This is a genomic window from Streptomyces sp. NPDC005791 (assembly GCF_042871485.1).
GTDB lineage: Bacteria > Actinomycetota > Actinomycetes > Streptomycetales > Streptomycetaceae > Streptomyces.
On record NZ_JBIAIP010000004.1, the window covers coordinates 249049 to 268322 of the forward strand.

Sequence of the window (19274 nt, forward strand, 5' to 3'; positions counted from 1 at the left end):
TCGATCACTCACACCGCAGCCACCAGAAAGGTTCCGGGCCGGCCATGGCGCTCTCCCTCTACGTCGACACCGCGCGCTGGCGGGCGCACCAGAAGTCCGTGCTGGACCAGTTCCCCGGTCTCGTCCCCGTCTGCAAGGGCAACGGATACGGCTTCGGACACGAGCGGCTGGCCGATGAGGCGATCCGTGCCGGGTCCGACACGCTGGCCGTCGGGACCACGTACGAGGCCGCTCGCATCAAGGACTGGTTCAGCGGCGACCTGCTCGTGCTCACGCCATTCCGCCGGGGCGAGGAGCCGGTACCGCTGCCCGACCGCGTCATCCGCTCCGTCTCCTCCGTGGACGGTGTGCACGCCCTGGTGGGCGCGCGCGTGGTCATCGAGTGCATGAGCTCGATGAAGCGCCACGGTGTGAAGGAGGAGGAGCTCGGCCAGCTGCACGCGGCCATCGAGGACGTACGACTCGAGGGTTTCGCGCTGCACCTGCCGCTCGACCGCACGGACGGTTCGGACGCGGTCGAGGAGGTCATCGCCTGGATGGACCGTCTGCGCGCCGCCCGGCTGCCCCTGCACACCATGTTCGTCAGCCATCTGCGGGCCGAGGAACTGGCGCGGCTGCGGCAGCAGTTCCCGCAGACCCTCTTCCGCGCACGCATCGGGACGCGGCTCTGGCTCGGTGACCACGAGGCGACGGAGTACCGCGGCGCGGTGCTCGACGTCACGCGCGTCTCCAAGGGGGATCGTTTCGGCTACCGCCAGCAGAAGGCCGCGTCCGACGGGTGGCTGGTGGTCGTCGCCGGGGGGACCTCCCACGGTGTCGGCCTGGAGGCGCCCAAGGCCCTGCACGGGGTCATGCCTCGCGCCAAGGGCGTGGCGCGCGCCGGGCTGGCCACGGTCAACCGCAACCTGTCACCGTTCGTCTGGGCGGGCAAGCAGCGCTGGTTCGCCGAGCCGCCGCACATGCAGGTGTCGATCCTCTTCGTGCCCTCGGACGCCCAGGAGCCGAGGGTCGGCGACGAACTGGTGGCCCATCTGCGCCACACCACCACCCAGTTCGACCGCCTCGTGGACCGGTAGGACCACCCCTCCGCTCAGTCGGAGGCCGTCCTGTCCGCCGTACCCCACTCCACCCGCGGTCCGTCGGCCGCGGGTGTGTCATGCCGGGCCGGACCATGGTGCACCTGCAGGAGTGCCACCCGGTCCGGCGCCCCGTCGAGCACCCCGCCCGAAGGGTCGTCGGACCCGTCACGCCGGACGGGATCCCGGTCCGGCCGCAGGACGTCCCTGACGATCACGGCGCAGAGGTAGAGCGTGCCGAGCAGGTGCAGGATGACCGCGACCTGGTAGCCCTCCTGCGGCAGCCCTTGGTGCTTGTCGCCGCTCGTCGTGTACGCGAGGTAGAACCAGATCCCCAGGAAGTACATGACCTCGCAGGCCTGCCAGACGAGGAAGTCCCGCCAGCGGGGCCTGGCCAGCGCGGCCAGAGGGATCAGCCAGAGCACGTACTGCGGTGAGTAGACCTTGTTGGTCAGGATGAAGGCGGCCACCACCAGGAACGCGAGCTGGGCGAAGCGCGGCCGGTACCGGGCGGTCAGCGCCAGCCCGGCGATTCCCGCACACAGCACGACCATCAGCAGCACCGAGGCGGTGTTCACCGTGCTCACGTCGATGGGCCGGCCCGTGCGCTGGGTGATGACCAGCCAGAACGAGCCGTAGTCGATCTGCCGTTCCTGGCTGAACGTGTAGAACTTCTTCCACCCCTCCGGGGCGTACGCCATCACCGGAAGGTTCACCAGCAGCCAGGCCGCTGCCGCACCGAGGAGCGCCACCCCGTACTGCCGCCACTTCCCGGCACGCCAGCACAACACCAGCAGGGGGCCGAGGATCAGCACGGGATAGAGCTTGGCGGCGGTGGCGAGGCCGACGAGGATGCCGAAGGCGAGGTTCCTGCCGCGGGACCACATGAGCATCGCCGCGGTGGTCAGGGCGACGGCGAGCAGATCCCAGTTGATCGTCGCGGTGAGCGCGGCCGCCGGGGCGAGGGCGACCAGGAGACCGTCCCAGGGGCGGCGCCGGTGCGTACGGGCGACACACACCGCGATGATCACGGCGCAGATCATCAGCAGGCCGGCGTTGACCATCCAGTACATCTGTTCGCGCTGCTGCACGGGGTCCGAGGACGGGGTCAGCGTCAGCCAGGACGCGATCTGCATGAAGGCGCCGGTCAGGACCGGGTACTCGAGGTACGCCATGTCACCGCTGAGCCGGTCGACGTACGGCACGAGGCCGTCGGCGAAACCGCGCCCCACATAGAGGTGCGGGATGTCGGAGTAGCACGCGTGCGTGTACTGCGAACTGGTGCCGCGGAACCACGCCCAGTCGTAGCAGGGAATCTTCTGCACCATGCCGAGCGCGAACATCCCGATCGCCACCAGCACGATGACACGCACCGGTGTGAGCGGCCCCGACCCCACCCATGCCCAGCGGCCCACGGGACCGCCGATCAGCTCGCTGCCCGCTGCGGCGATCTCGTCCTGTCGCGTGGGCGGTACGACGGACGGCTCCTGGTGCACGCTCGTGTCTTCTGCGCTTGGCATGCCGCACATCCTGCCGTACGGCGCTGTGTGCGGGCGTGGCCCGTGTCCGGGACACACGAGAGGGCCGTCGGCACCTGTCAGGTGCCGACGGCCCTCGTCACGCGTGTCCGGGAGGCCCTGGGGCGGGGTCAGCCGCCACCGCCGAAGATCCCGCCGCGGCCGTTCTCCTCACCCTCGGTCGCGCCTTCGTCCGTTCCCTCGGTCGTCCCGGTGTCCGTCCCGCCCTCCGTGGTCCCGGTCCCGGCGTCGGTCCCGCCTTCGGTGGAACCTTCCGTGGTCCCCCCGTTGTCGTTGCCGTCGGTCGTCCCGCCGCCGTTCTGGTTGCCGTTCTTACACTCCCAGTCGAGCGGCGCACACGACGTCATGCTCGGCGAGGGGGTGATGGTCGACGGAGTCGGGGACGGCGACTTCGACTCCTCGGGCGACTCGGACTCCTCAGGGGTCGGGCTCGGCGACGGGGTGGGGCTGACCGCGCCGCCACCGAAGACCGTCTCGCCGTACGGCTCCGCCTTCGGGAACCTCACGACCTTCTTGCCCTTCATCGCTTCGGTCATGTAGTCGTGCCAGATCTGCGCGGGGAAGGAGGCACCGTGGATCGACGTCTCGCCACCGGTGCCGTACATCTCCAGGAACTCGCGGTCCTTGTTCTTCTCGTCGTCGTCCATCCGGAACATGCTGACCGCGGTCGACAACTGCGGGGTGTAGCCGACGAACCAGGCCGACTTGTTGCCGTCCGTGGTACCCGTCTTGCCGGCCGCATCACGGCCCGGGAGTCGGGCGGGCCTGCCCGTGCCGTTCTCGACGACGTTCTTCAGCACATCGGTGACGTTGTCCGCGATGATGCTCGGGAACGCCGGCTTCGTCTTCGTCTCGTGCTTGTAGATGACCTCACCCTTGTGCTTGACCTCGGTGACCGAGAAGGGCTCGCTCTGCTGTCCGCTGGTGGCGAAGGTGGCGTACGAACCGGCCATCCGGATGGCGCTGGGCGAGGACGTACCGATGGAGAACGAGGGAACGGTCGAGTTCGCCATGTAGTCGTCGTCACGCAGGCCCGCGTCGATGGCGGCCTGCTTCACCTTGTCGGTGCCGACGTCCATCCCGAGCTGTACGAAGGGGGAGTTGGCGGACTCCTGCATGGCGTAACGGAGGCTGATGTCTCCGTAGCTCTTGTCGCCGTCGTTGGTCTGGAGCCACTCCTCGCCCTCTTCGTTCTGCCAGACCGTACCGTCGTATTTGTTGATCCTCAGCTCGTTGTCGCCGTTGTAGGTGCTCTTCGGCGAGACAAGAACACGCTCCGACTCGCTCTGCTCGGGGCCGAGCTCGGGGTTGCGCTTCCCGTACTGCATGGCCGCTGCGAGCACGAACGGCTTGAACGTCGAACCGACCTGCGCACCGGTCGCGTCGGCGTTGTTGGTGTAGTGCTTCGTCGCGTCCTGACCGCCGTACGTGGCGACGATGGCTCCCGTGGCGGTGTCCACCGACGCACCGCCGAACTCGACGTGCGTGTCCTTGTCGGGACGCGCCTTTTCGTCGATCTCGGCCTCGTACACCTCCGTGATCGACTTCTCGAGCGCGGCGACCTTCTTCTTGTCGAAGGTCGTGTGGATCTCGTAACCGCCCCGGGCCAGTTCCTTCTCGGTGACGCCTTCCTCGTTGTGCGCGAGGAAGTACTTCGTGGCGAGGTCGACCAGGTACCCGGTCTGGCCACCGAGCTTGGCGTCCTTCCTCGGCGCGTCCGGCTCGGGGAATTCCTTGTACCCGGCGCGCTCCGCCGCGCTCATCCTGCCGTCCTTCACCTCTTCGTCGAGGATCCAGCTCCAGCGCGCCTTGGCCCGCTCGGTGTTCTTCTCGGCCGTGGCATTCACCGGGTCGACGTCGGGAGCGCCCGCGGGGTCGTAGTAGCTCGCGCCCTTGAGCAGCGTGGCCAGGAAGGCGCACTCGCTCGGAGTCAGCGCCGTCGCGTCCTTGTTGTAGTACGCACGTGCCGCCGCCTGGAGCCCCGAGGCGCCCCGCCCGTAGTAGGAGACGTTGAGGTACCCCTCCATGACCTTCTTCTTGGGCACGTTCTCACCGACCTTGAGCGTGATGAAGAGCTCCTTGACCTTCCGGCTCAGTGTCTGCTCCTGGGTGAGCATGGAGTTCTTCACGTACTGCTGGGTGATGGTCGAACCGCCCTGGGTGTCACCTCCCCTCGCCATGTTCCAGAAGGCGCGGGCGATACCCATGGGGTCGATGCCCCTGTCGTCCTCGAACGACTTGTTCTCGGCCGAGATGACGGCGTTCCGCATCGCTACGGGGATCTGGGCGTACTCGAGCGACTGACGGTTGACGGACCCACCGGTGGCGACCATCTGTGTGTCGTCGGCCCAGTAGTAGACGTTGTTCTGTGCCGTGGCGACGTCCTTGACCTCGGGCGGCACCACCAGGGCGTACGCGATGCCGGCCGCACCCATCATGAGACCCAGGAAGCCCAGGCACAGACCGGAGACCAGCCGCCACGACGGGACCCAGCGGCGGAAGCCGTACTTGCCGGCCCGCGGGTAGTCGACGAAGCGCTTCTTCCCGGAGTCGGCCCGACCTCGGTCGGATCCTTCGTGACCGCTGCCGTCGCCACCTCCCCGCCGCCGGCCTCCGCCGCGCTGCGCGGCGCGACGGGCTTCGGCGCGGCTGCCGTAGACCGGCTCCTCACCATGCGCGTCGGACGGTGATACTGAGGTAGCTCTGCGTGACGCATCGGTGCGGCGTCCAGCAGGCTGTTGGGCGGCTCGTCTGGCCGCTGCGCGCCCGCCACCTTGCGGTTGCGGCGTTTTGCGACGGTGCTCGCTCATCGAACGACTACTCCTCGGGCAGGCGAGAGCGCCTGGAAGCGGCAGTTGAGATCCGGTCCCCCCGAATTGCGGACAAGGCCCTGCGGAAGGCTTACCCGCAGTTCCGGCAGTCCGCGATTACTGACGCTCAGCGGCGTCTCACGGTTCCCGGTGGTCTGCATGCCGCACAGACTACGCACGGTCAAAAACCTCTGGGGACCGAACTTCACCTCAAATTACGCAAGTCGCTCCCTATGAATCGGGGATGTGACGCCGCTCACGAACCGCCCCCTTGTCGAACATCACGAGTCGATCTATCGTGCTGATGTATCGAGTCGATACATCAGCACGGCATAAGGTGGTCCCAGCGGCCTGCGGAAGCACCAGGCGGAGGAGGAGGCGAAGATGAGCAGACGCTCCGGCATCCTCGAATTCGCCGTACTCGGCCTGCTCCGCGAGTCCCCCATGCACGGCTACGAGCTGCGCAAGCGCCTCAACACATCGCTGGGGATCTTCCGTGCCTTCAGCTACGGCACCCTCTACCCCTGCCTCAAGACGCTGGTCGCCAACGGCTGGTTGATCGAGGAACCGGGAAGTGTTCCGGCTTCGCCACCCGCCGCGGGTCGTGGGGCAGCCCCCACGTCCTCGCTGGCCGGGCGGCGCGCCAAGATCGTCTACCGGTTGACGGCAGAAGGTAAGGAGCACTTCGAGGAGCTGCTCTCGCACACCGGTCCGGACTCCTGGGAGGACGAGCACTTCGCGGCTCGTTTCGCCTTCTTCGGGCAGACGGAGCGCGAGGTGCGGATGCGTGTGCTCGAAGGCCGCCGGAGCAGGCTGGAGGAGCGCCTCGAGAAGATGCGCGCCTCACTCGCCCGCACCCGCGAACGGCTCGACGACTACACGCTCGAGCTGCAGCGACACGGCATGGAGTCCGTGGAGCGCGAAGTGCGCTGGCTGAACGAGCTCATCGAGAGCGAGCGGTCGGGACGGGATCAGCGCCGATCCTCGCCCGGGAGCTCCAACCAGCACGACACATCAGGAGAAACGGGCGGCCTGCCCCGGCACCGGGACGACACCCGGCCGGATCCGTCCGACGACACGAAGTGACATCCCCGCGGATCCGCAAGGCGTCACCGGGGAACACCGAGAACACACAGGGAGCAATCGGCATGGGTTCGGTTCGCGTAGCCATCGTCGGCGTGGGCAACTGCGCCGCCTCGCTGGTGCAGGGCGTCGAGTACTACAAGGACGCCGATCCGGCCGGCAAGGTGCCCGGCCTGATGCACGTCCAGTTCGGCGAGTACCACGTGAGTGACGTCGAGTTCGTCGCCGCCTTCGACGTCGACGCCAAGAAGGTCGGCCTCGACCTCGCGGACGCGATCGGCGCCAGCGAGAACAACACGATCAAGATCGCCGACGTGCCGAACACCGGTGTGACCGTACAGCGCGGCCACACCCACGACGGTCTGGGCAAGTACTACCGCGAGACGATCGAGGAGTCCTCCGACGCCCCGGTCGACATCGTCCAGATCCTCAAGGACAAGCAGGTCGACGTTCTCGTCTGCTACCTGCCCGTCGGTTCCGAGGTGGCTGCGAAGTTCTACGCGCAGTGCGCCATCGACGCCAAGGTCGCGTTCGTCAACGCCCTCCCGGTGTTCATCGCCGGCACCAAGGAGTGGGCCGACAAGTTCACCGAGGCCGGTGTCCCGATCGTCGGCGACGACATCAAGTCCCAGGTGGGCGCCACCATCACGCACCGTGTGATGGCGAAGCTCTTCGAGGACCGGGGCGTCATCCTGGACCGCACGATGCAGCTGAACGTCGGCGGCAACATGGACTTCAAGAACATGCTCGAGCGTGAGCGCCTGGAGTCGAAGAAGATCTCGAAGACCCAGGCCGTCACCTCGCAGATCCGCGACCGCGACCTCGGCGCGGACAACGTCCACATCGGCCCGTCGGACTACGTGGCCTGGCTGGACGACCGCAAGTGGGCGTACGTGCGCCTCGAGGGCCGTGCCTTCGGTGACGTTCCTCTGAACCTGGAGTACAAGCTCGAGGTCTGGGACTCCCCGAACTCCGCCGGTGTCATCATCGATGCCGTGCGCGCTGCGAAGATCGCCAAGGACCGTGGCATCGGCGGCCCGATCCTCTCGGCTTCGTCGTACTTCATGAAGTCCCCGCCGGTCCAGTACTTCGACGACGAGGCCCGCGAGAACGTCGAGAAGTTCATCAGCGGCGACGTCGAGCGCTGATCCAGCCGCTCACGGCTGTTGCTGCACCCTGTGGGGGTCCTCGGGCAATCCGCCCGGAGGGCCCCCATGTGTGTGACCCTTGCACACATGCCTGTCGTACGTGATCTGGGCGTACTCCTGCGCCTTCGGAACTTCCGTCGCCTGCTCGCCGTACGACTTCTCTCCCAGTCGGCCGATGGCGTCTACCAGGTCGCGCTCGCCACCTATGTCGTCTTCTCACCGGAGAAGCAGGCAACGCCGGGTGCCATCGCGTCCGCCATGGCTGTGCTGCTCCTCCCGTACTCGCTGATCGGCCCGTTCGCCGGAGTCCTGCTCGACCGCTGGCTCCGGCGCCAGGTATTCCTGTACGGGAACCTGCTGCGGGCGGCGCTGGCCTGCTGCACGGCCCTGCTGCTCCTGAGTTCCGTTCCGGACTGGCTGTTCTACGCCTCCGCCCTCTGTGTCACCGCCGTCAACCGTTTCGTACTGGCGGGCCTGTCGGCAGCTCTGCCGCGCGTCGTCGACACCGAACGGCTCGTCCTGGCCAACTCCCTCTCCCCGACCGCCGGCACGCTGGCTGCCACCGCGGGCGGGGGAGTCGCGCTGGCCATCCGCCTGCTGACCGACGGGTCCGATGCCGCCGTGGTCCTGCTCGGCGCGGTCCTCTACCTTCTTTCGGCCCTGGCCTCCCTGACCCTGGCCCGCACGCTCCTCGGCCCCGATCGGGGCCTGCACCATGTGCCGCTGCGCGAGGCGCTCACCACTACCGCGCAAGGGCTCGTCGCAGGGTTGCGCCATCTGGCCGACCGACGGGACGCGGCCCACGCACTGGCTGCCATGTCTGTCATGCGCTTCTGCTACGGGGCGTTGACCGTGATGGTGCTGATGCTGTGCCGTTACGCCTGGTCCGACAACGAGTCCGACGGACTGGCCCTTCTCGGCCTCGCGCTCGGCGCTTCCGCTGGTGGGTTCTTCGTGGCGGCCGTGATGTCCCCGTGGGCGGTCGGACGCTTCGGGCGATACGGCTGGCTGGCGGGCTGCGCCGGGGCGGCCGCCCTCCTGGAACCGGCGCTGGGGCTCCCGTTCGCCCTTACTCCGATGCTGGCGGCAGCCTTCGTGCTCGGCCTCGTGACCCAGGGAGCGAAGATCGCTACGGACACCGAGGTGCAGACCTCCGTGGACGACGCCTATCGCGGCCGGGTCTTCTCGCTCTATGACGTGCTGTTCAACGTCGCCTTCGTCGCCGCTGCCGGGATGTCCGCGTTGGTGCTTCCGCCTGACGGGCGGTCCGTCGTCGTGGTGCTCACCGTGGCCGCGCTCTACGCCGTTGTCTCGGTGGCCGTGCTGCGTCGGCGGCGGGTGAGCCGCGCACTCCGGCACACCGGCATCAATGAGTGAGGGGGGCGTTGTTTCACGTGAAACAACGCCCCTCATCGCCTGCCTCCTGGTTCGCTTCCCGCGCCCTCGTGTTTCACGTGAAACGAAGCGGCTTGGCGGGAGGTCTCAGTCCTGCCGGGCCCACCATTCCTTGAGAGCAGCCACCGCGGCGGCGTGTTCCATCGGGCCGTTCTCCAGTCGCAGCTCCAGCAGGAACGAGTAAGCCTTGCCGATCACGGGCCCGGGCTCCACACCCAGGATCTGCATGATCTCGTTGCCGTCCAGGTCGGGCCGGATCGCCTCCAGCTCCTCCTGCTCCTGCAGCTGTGCGATGCGCTCCTCGAGGCCGTCATAGGTACGGGACAACGCGTTCGCCTTGCGCTTGTTACGCGTCGTGCAGTCGGAGCGCGTCAGCTTGTGCAGCCGGCTCAGCAGCGGCCCCGCGTCCCGCACGTACCTGCGCACGGCGGAGTCGGTCCATTCCCCGTCGCCGTATCCGTGGAAGCGCAGATGCAGCTCCACCAGCTTCGAGACGTCCTTGACCATGTCGTTGGAGTACTTGAGCTCGGTCATCCGCTTCTTGGCCATCTTGGCTCCCACCACTTCGTGGTGGTGGAAGGAGACGCGGCCGTCCGTCTCGAAGCGTCGAGTCCTCGGCTTCCCGATGTCGTGGAGCAGAGCCGCGAGACGCAGCACGAGGTCCGCACCGCCCTCCTCGAGGTCGATGGCCTGCTCCAGGACCGTCAGCGAGTGCTCATAGACGTCCTTGTGACGGTGATGCTCATCACTTTCCAGGCGGAGCGCGGGAAGCTCGGGCAGCACCCGGTCCGCCAGGCCTGTGTCCACGAGGAGCCCCAGCCCCTTGCGGGGGTGACCGGAGAGCAGCAGTTTGTTGAGCTCCTCCCGGACCCGCTCGGCCGAGACGATCTCGATGCGTCCCGCCATGTCCGTCATGGCCTTCACGACGGCGGGGGCCACCTCGAAGTCCAGCTGCGCGGCAAAGCGTGCGGCGCGCAGCATGCGCAGCGGGTCGTCGGAGAAGGACGCTTCGGGTGTGCCCGGCGTGCGCAGTACGCGCTGCGCCAGGTCGTCGAGGCCGCCGTGCGGGTCGATGAACTCCTTCTGCGGCAGCGCGACGGCCATGGCGTTGACCGTGAAGTCGCGGCGCACGAGGTCGTCCTCGATCGAGTCCCCGTAGGAGACCTCAGGCTTGCGCGAAGTCCTGTCGTACGCCTCCGACCGGTAGGTCGTGACCTCGATCTGGTAGCCGTCCTTCTGCGAGCCGACGGTGCCGAACGCGATTCCGACCTCCCAGACCGAGTCTGCCCAGGGGCGGACGATCTTCAGGACTTCCTCCGGGCGGGCATCGGTCGTGAAGTCGAGGTCGTTTCCGAGCCTGCCGAGCAACGCATCGCGGACCGACCCACCCACCAGGGCGAGACCGAATCCGGCCTCCTGGAATCGGAGAGCGAGGTCGTCGGCGACGGGGGACACCCGCAGCAGTTCGCTGACTGCGCGGTGCTGCACCTGACTCAGTGCACGGGGGCTGTCTTCGTTGGCGTTCGGCACAACAGAAAAGGGTACGTGCACCGACCGGCCCGGGCGTCATCGTTTCTCGCGGCCCTGCGAGACTCTCACGATCATGTGGCACGGTCCCCGGCACGCAGGCGTCCGGCACATCGTTACCATGCGGGGACGCAGAGACCGGCAGAGCCGGCACGAGCTGACGACGACGAGGGACGGATACGCGTGGCCGAGGCGGCAGACTTTCAGGGGATGAATCCCTCCCCTGCCCGCCGGTGGCTCCGGCGCACAGCCTCCTTGATCATCGGGGCACCGCTGATCGCCGGCCTCCTGGCCGGTCCCACGACACCCTCGGCGCAAGCTCAGGAAGCGACGAAGACCCCGACCGGCGCACGCACGGTCGATGTGTCCCTGGACACGCTCGCTCCCAGCGCACCGGTCGAAGGCGACACCCTCACCGTCTCCGGCACCCTGACCAACAAGGGCAGGAAGACGGTCACGGACGCCGAGGTGGACCTGCGCGTCGGCCCGCAGCTCTCGGGCAGAGGGGCTGTCGACGAGGCCGCCCAGCGCACCGGGTACCTGCCCGGCAGCGACCCGGCCAAGCTCGGTGGCACGTACACCCTGAAGGTTCCCGAGCTCATGTCCGGGGTCAGTCAGGACTTCACCCTCTCCGTCCCGGTGGACAAGCTGGACCTGGACACCGAGGGCGTCTACCAACTCGGGGTGTCCCTGACCGGCCGGACCACCGACAACGCCTACGACCAGGTGCTCGGCATCCAGCGGACCTTCCTGCCGTGGCAGCCGGAGGACACCAAGAGCAGGACGAAGCTCACTTTCCTCTGGCCGCTGATCGCATCGGCACACGTCACCGCCGAGACAGGCTCCGACGAACAGCAGACTCCCGTGTTCGCCGATGACGACCTGGCCCTCGAGCTCGCCCCCGGCGGCCGATTGGAGCAGTTGGTCTCCCTGGGGCGGCAGCTCCCTGTGACGTGGGTGATCGATCCCGATCTGCTGGCCTCGGTCGACGCGATGACGAAGAACTACCGCGTCAAAGTCGGTGACACCACCGTCGCCGGGAAGAACCAGGCCATCGCGAAGAAGTGGCTCTCGGATCTGCAGGCGGCCGTCAAGGACGGGAAGGTGGTGGCCCTGCCGTTCGCCGATCCCGATCTCGCGTCCATCGCCCATCGCGGCAAGAACGTCTCGGGTGCCCTCAGCCATCTTCAGACGGCGACCGAGGTCGCGGGGACGACGGTGGAAACCGTCCTTCATGTGAAGCCGTCCACCGACTTCGCCTGGCCGGTGGACGGTGCGATCGATCCCTCGGTCGTCGACGTCGCCACCTCGGCCGGTGCACACAAGGTGATCACACGCAGCGACAGTCTCAAGGAGACCGGCGGGCTGCCCTACACACCGACCTCGGCCAGGCCGATCGGCGGTGGCACCACCGCCGTCGTCGCCGACCACCGGCTCTCCACCACGTTCACCGGCGACATGTCCAAGGCCGGCGCCTCGACACTCGCCGTCCAGAGGTTCCTGGCCCAGACGCTGACCTTGACGGAGCAGGCGCCCGACAAGGAGCGCAGCATCGTCGTCGCCCCGCAGCGGACTCCCACCGCCGCCCAGGCACAGACCATGGCGCGCGCGCTGCAGGCCCTCACCACGGAACGCTGGACGCAACCCCTCGACCTGACGGCCGCAGCCGAGCAGCAACCCGACACACAGGCCACCACCAAGGTGCCCCGGGCCTCTCAGTACCCGAAGAAGCTGCGAAGTCAGGAACTCCCCACCCAGGCGTTCCAGGACATCAGGACGACACAGAACTCGCTCAACAGCTTCCAGGTCATCCTTACTCAGCCCGACCGGGTGGTCACCCCCTTCGGGAACGCGATCAACCGCTCCGTGTCGACGTCCTGGCGCGGGAAGTCGCTGGAGGCGCAGCGGTACCGTGATGCGGTCCGCACCTATCTGCAGGGCCTCACCAACGAGGTCCAGCTGATCGCGAAGTCGGATGTGACCCTGTCCGGGCGCAGCGCCACGATCCCGGTGACCGTGCAGAACAAACTGGTTCAGGGCGTCGATCACCTCGTTCTCCGTCTGACGTCGGGCAACGCCACTCGGCTCAAGCTCGACGACGGCGGAGCGGCCGCCCAGCGGCCCGTCGCCATCTCGGGCGGACACAGCCAGTCCGTGAAGTTCGACGCTTCGGCCAATGCCAACGGCCAGGCACAGGTCACCGCACGGCTGTTCACCACGGACGGTGCTCCGTACGGCGAAGCGATGACCTTCACGGTGAAGGCCTCGGAAGTCACCCCGACCGTGCTCCTGGTGATCGCCGGCGGGCTGCTGCTCCTGGTCCTGGCAGGCATCAGGATGTACACCCACCGCAAGCGCACCGTCGCCGGGAACGCAGCGGAGAACGGCGACGGCGAACCCGAGCAGCCGAGTGACCCCACGCCGGACACCGGTCCGGAAAGCGGGAAGCCGTCGGGCCCGGGTGAGAAAGTGGACCGTTGAGCGATGTCTGTCATGGCCTGTCGGCCGGGGACAATAAGGTGGGGTTTCGATGAACGCGCCGTACGACGGTGACCGCGGCCAGGGCGCGGGCGGAGCCGGTTCTTCCGACGGACCGCCGGTGCCGCCGGGCTTCGACCGGGGCGGGGAGGCACCCGACCCCTATCTGCAGCACGCGTACGACCACGACCCGTACCGTGCCCAGGACCTCGCCGCGCAGGATCCGGTGGCAGAGGCGCTGTACGACCGCGCTTCGCATCCTCCGCCGCCTCCGGGCACCTACCAGGAGCCGCCGGCCCTCTACCAGCAGCCTCCCGCTGCCCAGTACGCCCCCGACCCCCGGATCTGGGCCCAGACGCCGCCACCGGAGCCTGCAGGCCCCTCCCGGCACCTTCCCTACGGCGACCACGCCGCGACCACCCAGTACGTAGGGGTGGACGACCTGGTCACCCAGGCCTCCGGCGACCGTGGGGAGCAGGACGCCTTCGCTCACCTCTTCCGCGATCAGGAGGGCTCCGGCCGTCCTCCCGGCCCCCCTGCCGAGCCTGCGCCGGCTCCCGCTCCTGTGCCTCCGAAGTCCGGTGGCCGGGCCGCCGGGATACTGAAGTCCAGTGCGCTGATGGCGGCGGGCACCATGGTGTCCCGGCTCACCGGCTTCGTCCGCAGCCTCGTGATCACCGCGGCGCTGGGTGCGGCCCTGCTCGGTGACAGCTTCACCATCGCGTACACCCTGCCGACGATGATCTACATCCTCACCGTGGGCGGCGGGCTGAACTCGGTCTTCGTTCCCCAGCTCGTCCGGTCCATGAAGGACGACGAGGACGGCGGCGAGGCCTTCGCCAACCGGCTGCTGACGCTCGTCATGGTCGCCCTCGCTGTGATCGTCGCCCTGGCCGTCTTCGCTGCACCATGGCTCATCCACACGATGTCACCGACCATCGCGAACGATGCTGCGGCGAACAGCGTGGCTGTCACCTTCGCCCGCTACTGCCTGCCGACCATCTTCTTCATGGGCATCCATGTGGTGATGGGCCAGATCCTCAACGCCCGCGGAAAGTTCGGGGCGATGATGTGGACCCCGGTCCTGAACAACATCGTCATGATCTTCACCTTCGGCCTGTTCATCTGGGTCTACGGCACCTCGGCCGAGTCCCGGATGGGCGTGGAGACGATCCCGCCTGAGGGCGTCCAGCTCCTGGGTGTCGGCACACTGCTCGGCCTGGTGGTCCAGGCCCTGGCCATGATCCCGTACCTCCGCGAGGCCGGGTTCCGCTTCCGTCCCCGCTTCGACTGGAAGGGCCATGGGCTCGGCAAGACGATCAAGCTCGCCAAGTGGACCGTCCTGTTCGTGCTGGCCAACCAGGCCGGTGTCATCGTCGTCACGCAGCTGGCGACCTCGGCCGGAAAGCTGTCAGGCCAAGACGGCGCGGGCTTCCTCGCCTACTCCAACGCCCAGCTGATCTGGGGCATGCCGCAGGCCATCATCACCGTCTCGGTCATGGCGGCCCTGCTTCCCCGCATCTCACGCGCCGCGCATGACAACGACCCCGGGGCCGTCCGCGACGACATCTCGCAAGGTCTGCGCAACTCGGCGGTGGCCATCGTGCCGGTCGCCTTCACCTTCCTCGCGCTCGGCCTGCCGATGTGCACCCTGCTCTACGCGTCCAGCGGCACCGAGGCCGCACGGTCCATGGGCTTCATCCTGATGGCGTTCGGCCTCGGCCTCATCCCGTACTCCGTGCAGTACGTCGTGCTGCGCGGCTTCTACGCGTACGAGGACACCCGCACCCCCTTCTACAACACGGTCATCGTCGCAGCGGTCAATGCCGCGGCCTCCGCCCTCTGCTACGTGATTCTTCCGGCCCAGTGGGCAGTCGTAGGGATGGCGGCCTCCTACGGGCTGGCCTACGCGGTCGGCGTCGGCATCGCTTGGCGACGACTGAGCAACCGGCTCGGTGGCGACCTCGACGGTGCCCGTGTGGTGCGCACCTACGCCCGTCTCTGCCTGGCCGCGATCCCCGCGGCAGCCATCGGCGGCGGCGTGGGCTTCGCTCTCCTGACGACCCTGGGTGACGGAGCCGGCGGGTCGGTGGTGGCACTGGTCTGTGGCAGCGTCGTCCTGCTCGGCGTCTTCTTCGCCGCCGCGAAGAAGATGCGTATCGAGGAACTCAACGGCATGGTCGGCATGGTCCGGGGACGGCTCGGCCGCTGAATGCGCTCCGATCCGCACAACCATCGCTGGACACCGCGTGTCGTGCATAGCACCGGAGTGTGGGCACAATTGGCGTGACTGTGCAGAGCTGGCTGGCATCGCGCAACGGATGGGGAGGCAGGAACGACGGTGGCGGAACGTAGCACGGCTGCTGTCGACGTGGCCGACAACAGCGGCGACGAGCCGCTGACCGCCAAGGCGGACGCGGCCACGACCGACGGGACGGCACAAACCCAGGACGCAGAAGGCGCAAGGCAGCAGGACGCGACGAGCGGGCAGGGCAGCTCGGAGGCCGTACCGGCGTCGCCCGACCTGCACAGCGGGCACAAACTCGCCAGGCGCTACCGCCTCGAGGAGTGCGTCACCCGACTGGACGGATTCAGCAGCTGGCGCGCTGTGGACGAGAAGCTGCGGCGCGCGGTCGGTGTGCACCTGCTGCCTGCCGATCACCCGCGCGCGCGGTCGGTGCTGGCCGCGGCCCGCTCCTCCGCGCTCCTCGGTGACCCACGCTTCGTCCAGGTCCTGGACGCCGTGGAGGAGGACGACCTCGTCTACGTCGTCCACGAATGGCTGCCCGACGCCACTGAGCTCACAGCTCTGCTGGCCGGGGGGCCGCTGGAGGCCCATGACGCGTACCAGCTCGTGAGCCAGATCTCGCAGGCCATGGCCGCCGCACACCGCGAAGGACTCGCGCACCTGTGCCTCACACCCGGCGCCGTCCTGCGCACGTCGACCGGCCAGTACCGGATCCGCGGTCTGGCGGTGAACGCGGCGTTGCGCGGTATCACCGCCGAGCAGCCCCTGCGCACGGACACCGAGGCAATCGGCGCCCTCCTCTACGCCGCCTTGACCCGCCGCTGGCCCTACGAGAGCGACGCGTACGGCCTCTCCGGGCTCCCCAAGGACCTGGGCCTGATCCCCCCGGACCAGGTACGGGCAGGCGTCCACCGCGGTCTGTCCGAACTGGCCATGCGCGCGCTCGCCAACGACGGCGCCACGGCGTCGCGCCAGGAGCAGCCGTGCACCACCCCGGACGAGCTGGCGAAGGCCGTCGCGGCCATGCCGCGCGTCCTGCCCCCGGAGCCTGCGTTCACCGCGCCGCCCGAGTACCAGCGCACGACATACCAGCAGGGCACGTACGGGCGCCCATCGGCGCGCCCCAGCTCCGCCGCCCAGCCTGTCATCGCAGTGCCTCCGCCCCCTCTCCAGAGCCGTACGGGCAAGGCGCTCAAGTGGGCGGTGTCCGCGCTGCTCATCGCGGCGCTGGGCCTCGGTAGCTGGCAGCTGGCGGAGACCGTCATCAACCGGGGCAACGACTCCGGAGAGCCGGCCCCGACACCGACCGCCGACGACGGGGCCGACAAGAAGGCACCGGTCCAGCTCAAGGACCTTGATATCGCCGGAGCGAGGGAGTTCACACCCAACGGTTCGGGAATCAAGCAGCAGGAAGTGACGAACACCATCGACGGCCAGTCGGACACCGCCTGGATCACGCCGAGGTACATGGGTTACGCCAACTTCGGCAACTTGGCGAACCGCAAGGAGGGCAGCGGCATAATCGTCGACCTCGGGAGCGCGCAGGACGTCGCCGGCCTGGACATCACCATGTATCGAGGGCAGCAGAAGGCCGAGGTGCTCGCAGCCGACGAGGACGCTTCCGACCCCTCGTCCCTGTCCGACTTCCCCCACCGCCTCACGGACCTGGGGACGGTGGGAGGCACCGTGGAGAAGACTCTGTCCGAGCCGGTTCGGACTCGCTACATCCTGGTCCGCATCACGGAGCTGCCCTCCGACGGCTCATCGGGCTTCCGTGGCGGCATCTCGGAGATTTCCGTACTCGGCTGAACGAACGGGCCGGTGAGGAGCATGCTCACCGGCCCGTTCGGTGCCCCCGCCGCGGGATATCGCAGGTCCTTGCTGACTGACCGCGGAGACCGTGGTCGGACACCTGGGTGCCGCCGTTCACCGCGATGAGGAACCCGTCCGAAGCTTGACGCCAGGGTTTCTGGGAACAGCTACGGCACAGCTGGAACCGCCGCTCGGCTGAGGATCGAACCTGCAGGTGTCGACGCTCAGCTCCTCGATCCTGCCGCCAGGACACCACGCAGCCGCACGTGCCGTATCTGCTCCTCCGACAACGCCCACACCTGCAGGCGTCGCGGCTGAGATACTCATGGCCGCAGATCTCTTGCAGCCAGGCTTCTTCGTCTCCATGCTCTCTCGCTCGAACCGTGATAGACAGACCGGCACCCTGACCGGGCCGGCCCGACCAAGATCCAGAACCCGCGGTCAGACCATCCGCAGCAAGATCACGCAAGAGTGCTACTGATCGCCTGCAGGCAGGGGCTCAGGAGCAGGGAGGGGGACCGTGCAGCAATCAGACCCGCCCAGCGACCAGGACCTCCTGGCCCAGCACGTCGCCGGGGTCCCGGACGCCTTCGGTGAGCTCGTGCGGCGGCACCGTGACCGACTCTGGGCCGTGGCCCTGCGTACCCTCGGAGATCGTGAGGAGGCCGCTGACGCCGTGCAGGACGCTCTTGTCTCCGCGTTCCGCGCCGCCCACACCTTCCGTGGCCAGTCCGCCGTCACCACGTGGCTTCACAGGATCACCGTCAACGCCTGCCTGGACCGTGCCCGTAAGACGGCTTCGCGTAGGACGGCGCCGGTCGACGACACCGATCGACTCGATCAGCTCATGGAACCGCACGAATCCGCTGAGGCTCCCGCTGAGCGGCAGGACCTGCACCGCGAGCTTCTGGCCGCACTGGCCACTCTGCCTGCCGAACAGCGCGCCGCTCTCGTGCTCGTGGACATGCAGGCCTACCCCGTTGCCGAAGCCGCTCGCATTCTCGACGTACCGACCGGCACCGTGAAGAGCCGCTGTGCACGAGGACGGGCCAGACTGCTTCCCTTGCTGACTCATCTACGCAGCAACAGAGGTGCCGACGAGGACGGCCGCATGGAAAGGAACCGGACCCACGGGCCATCCGTCCCACCGGCGTCAGGACCGAAAGACTCAGGCAACAGCGACACTGCAGCGGTGAAGGGTGGAGGTGGGATCGCATGACATCCACAACCGACACGGCTCAGCACCCGGACGTCTCGGAGATCTCGGACCTCGCCGAAGGCCTCCTTCCCCCGGCCCGCGAGACGGTACTCCGCCGCCACATCGACGCTTGTGAAGACTGCGGCGACATCTACACCTCTCTCGAAGCGGTGCGCTCACTGCTGGGGACGGCGTCGCCCTTGAGCGAACCCATGCCCGAAGATGTCGCCGCCCGAATCGATGCGGCGCTGGCATCGGAGGCAGCGTCCGCAGCCAAGGTGGCCGGCACGGCGATTCCTGTTTCACGTGAAACATACGATCTGCCGACGGACGTCCCGGCCGCGCCCAAGCCTGTCGGCCACCCACGCGGAGCCACCGGCCCCGGCCGGAGCTCATCCCGCCGTCGGCGCCGCGCAATGATCCTCGGCACCGCTTTCGGGGCTGCGGCCATAGGCATGAGCGTCTTCCTGCTCCAGTCTCTGCAGCCGTCCCAGGATTCGGCCGACGCGACGGCCGACCGTGGAGTCAGCGCTGCGAAGAAGAGCCAAGGGGACTTCTCGCATGGCCCTCTGGAGGGCCATGTCCGGACGCTGCTGAGTGAGGCAACGGGTTCCGAGGAGACGTCCGACCACCCCCCGGCTCCGTCCCTGGACACCAAGTCGTCTCCCGGGAACCCGTCGCCCGACGTCATGTCCCCCCGCACTCCCCTCCGCAGCCCGATCGTGGATGTTCCCCCCTGCGTCACACAGGGAATCGGACGGAACGCGCCCGCCCTGGCCGTGGAAGAGGGGACCTATGAGGGGACAGCCGCGTTCCTGGTCGTACTGCCCCACGCGACCGACCCCACTCGTGTTCAGGCCTACGTCGTCGACGCGGCCTGCGTGCATTCCACACCTGCGGCAAAGGGACAGCTCCTGCTCACGCAGTCCTATACGCGCCCCTGAGGTCCATGCTGCTAGCT

At 68.1% G+C, this 19274-nt stretch carries 12 protein-coding genes; 9 read left to right on the forward strand and 3 right to left on the reverse strand.

Going from position 1 to position 19274, the window contains the following annotated elements:
- Window positions 1–44 precede the first annotated feature (44 nt).
- Window positions 45–1076, forward strand: a complete 1032-nt coding sequence (locus ACFYSH_RS10695) for an alanine racemase (RefSeq protein ID WP_359463666.1) — start codon at window positions 45–47, stop codon at window positions 1074–1076.
- A gap of 14 nt (window positions 1077–1090) precedes the next feature.
- Here the strand turns inward: ACFYSH_RS10695 and ACFYSH_RS10700 are convergent, their stop codons facing one another.
- A complete protein-coding gene (locus ACFYSH_RS10700; protein WP_388751871.1) occupies window positions 1091–2596 on the reverse strand; it encodes a glycosyltransferase family 87 protein in 1506 nt (501 codons plus the stop codon).
- Window positions 2597–2724: 128 nt separating this feature from the next.
- The gene (locus tag ACFYSH_RS10705; protein WP_388751873.1) at window positions 2725–5052 is read right to left on the reverse strand and encodes a transglycosylase domain-containing protein; all 2328 of its coding nucleotides are present in this window, start codon (window positions 5050–5052) and stop codon (window positions 2725–2727) included.
- Window positions 5053–5808: 756 nt separating this feature from the next.
- Between ACFYSH_RS10705 and ACFYSH_RS10710 the strand changes: the two genes are divergently transcribed.
- The 3 genes from ACFYSH_RS10710 (at window position 5809) to ACFYSH_RS10720 (ending at window position 9032) form a co-directional block, all read left to right on the forward strand.
- Window positions 5809–6510: a helix-turn-helix transcriptional regulator gene (locus ACFYSH_RS10710; protein WP_359463658.1), complete on the forward strand. Its 702-nt coding sequence runs from the start codon at window positions 5809–5811 to the stop codon at window positions 6508–6510.
- A 62-nt stretch (window positions 6511–6572) separates the two neighbouring features.
- Window positions 6573–7655: an inositol-3-phosphate synthase gene (locus ACFYSH_RS10715; RefSeq protein WP_359463655.1), complete on the forward strand. Its 1083-nt coding sequence runs from the start codon at window positions 6573–6575 to the stop codon at window positions 7653–7655.
- An 87-nt stretch (window positions 7656–7742) separates the two neighbouring features.
- Window positions 7743–9032: an MFS transporter gene (locus ACFYSH_RS10720; protein WP_388751875.1), complete on the forward strand. Its 1290-nt coding sequence runs from the start codon at window positions 7743–7745 to the stop codon at window positions 9030–9032.
- A gap of 105 nt (window positions 9033–9137) precedes the next feature.
- Here ACFYSH_RS10720 and ACFYSH_RS10725 read toward each other — a convergent pair whose 3' ends face one another.
- Window positions 9138–10580 carry a CCA tRNA nucleotidyltransferase gene (locus ACFYSH_RS10725; protein WP_359463649.1) on the reverse strand — a complete coding sequence of 481 codons (1443 nt, stop codon included), beginning with the start codon at window positions 10578–10580 and terminating at the stop codon, window positions 9138–9140.
- Between the two features lie 180 nt (window positions 10581–10760).
- Between ACFYSH_RS10725 and ACFYSH_RS10730 the strand changes: the two genes are divergently transcribed.
- The 5 genes from ACFYSH_RS10730 to ACFYSH_RS10750 all read left to right on the forward strand — a co-directional run bounded on the left by ACFYSH_RS10730 (window position 10761) and on the right by ACFYSH_RS10750 (window position 19257).
- Window positions 10761–13058 (forward strand): DUF6049 family protein, encoded by a 2298-nt coding sequence (locus ACFYSH_RS10730; protein WP_388751877.1) that lies wholly within the window; start codon window positions 10761–10763, stop codon window positions 13056–13058.
- Window positions 13059–13107: 49 nt separating this feature from the next.
- On the forward strand, window positions 13108–15267 hold the full coding sequence (gene murJ, locus ACFYSH_RS10735; RefSeq protein WP_359463643.1) for a murein biosynthesis integral membrane protein MurJ: 2160 nt from the start codon (window positions 13108–13110) through the stop codon (window positions 15265–15267).
- A gap of 129 nt (window positions 15268–15396) precedes the next feature.
- Window positions 15397–17112: a serine/threonine protein kinase gene (locus tag ACFYSH_RS10740; protein ID WP_359463640.1), complete on the forward strand. Its 1716-nt coding sequence runs from the start codon at window positions 15397–15399 to the stop codon at window positions 17110–17112.
- Window positions 17113–17635: 523 nt separating this feature from the next.
- Window positions 17636–18334 carry an RNA polymerase sigma factor SigM gene (gene sigM / locus ACFYSH_RS10745; protein WP_359463638.1) on the forward strand — a complete coding sequence of 233 codons (699 nt, stop codon included), beginning with the start codon at window positions 17636–17638 and terminating at the stop codon, window positions 18332–18334.
- On the forward strand, window positions 18331–19257 hold the full coding sequence (locus ACFYSH_RS10750; protein ID WP_359463635.1) for a hypothetical protein: 927 nt from the start codon (window positions 18331–18333) through the stop codon (window positions 19255–19257). The genes sigM and ACFYSH_RS10750 overlap by 4 nt, the downstream gene beginning before the upstream one ends.
- The last annotated feature ends 17 nt before the right edge of the window (window positions 19258–19274 follow it).

What these genes read in the sequence shown, in the direction of transcription:
- ACFYSH_RS10695 (WP_359463666.1), top strand. Translation starts at nt 45, where the DNA reads ATGGCGCTCTCCCTCTACGTCGACACCGCGCGCTGGCGGGCGCACCAG.
- ACFYSH_RS10705 (WP_388751873.1), bottom strand. Translation starts at nt 5,052, where the DNA reads ATGATGGGTGCGGCCGGCATCGCGTACGCCCTGGTGGTGCCGCCCGAG.
- ACFYSH_RS10715 (WP_359463655.1), top strand. Translation starts at nt 6,573, where the DNA reads ATGGGTTCGGTTCGCGTAGCCATCGTCGGCGTGGGCAACTGCGCCGCC.
- ACFYSH_RS10750 (WP_359463635.1), top strand. Translation starts at nt 18,331, where the DNA reads ATGACATCCACAACCGACACGGCTCAGCACCCGGACGTCTCGGAGATC.
- ACFYSH_RS10710 (WP_359463658.1), top strand. Translation starts at nt 5,809, where the DNA reads ATGAGCAGACGCTCCGGCATCCTCGAATTCGCCGTACTCGGCCTGCTC.
- ACFYSH_RS10700 (WP_388751871.1), bottom strand. Translation starts at nt 2,596, where the DNA reads ATGCCAAGCGCAGAAGACACGAGCGTGCACCAGGAGCCGTCCGTCGTA.
- murJ (WP_359463643.1), top strand. Translation starts at nt 13,108, where the DNA reads ATGAACGCGCCGTACGACGGTGACCGCGGCCAGGGCGCGGGCGGAGCC.
- ACFYSH_RS10720 (WP_388751875.1), top strand. Translation starts at nt 7,743, where the DNA reads ATGCCTGTCGTACGTGATCTGGGCGTACTCCTGCGCCTTCGGAACTTC.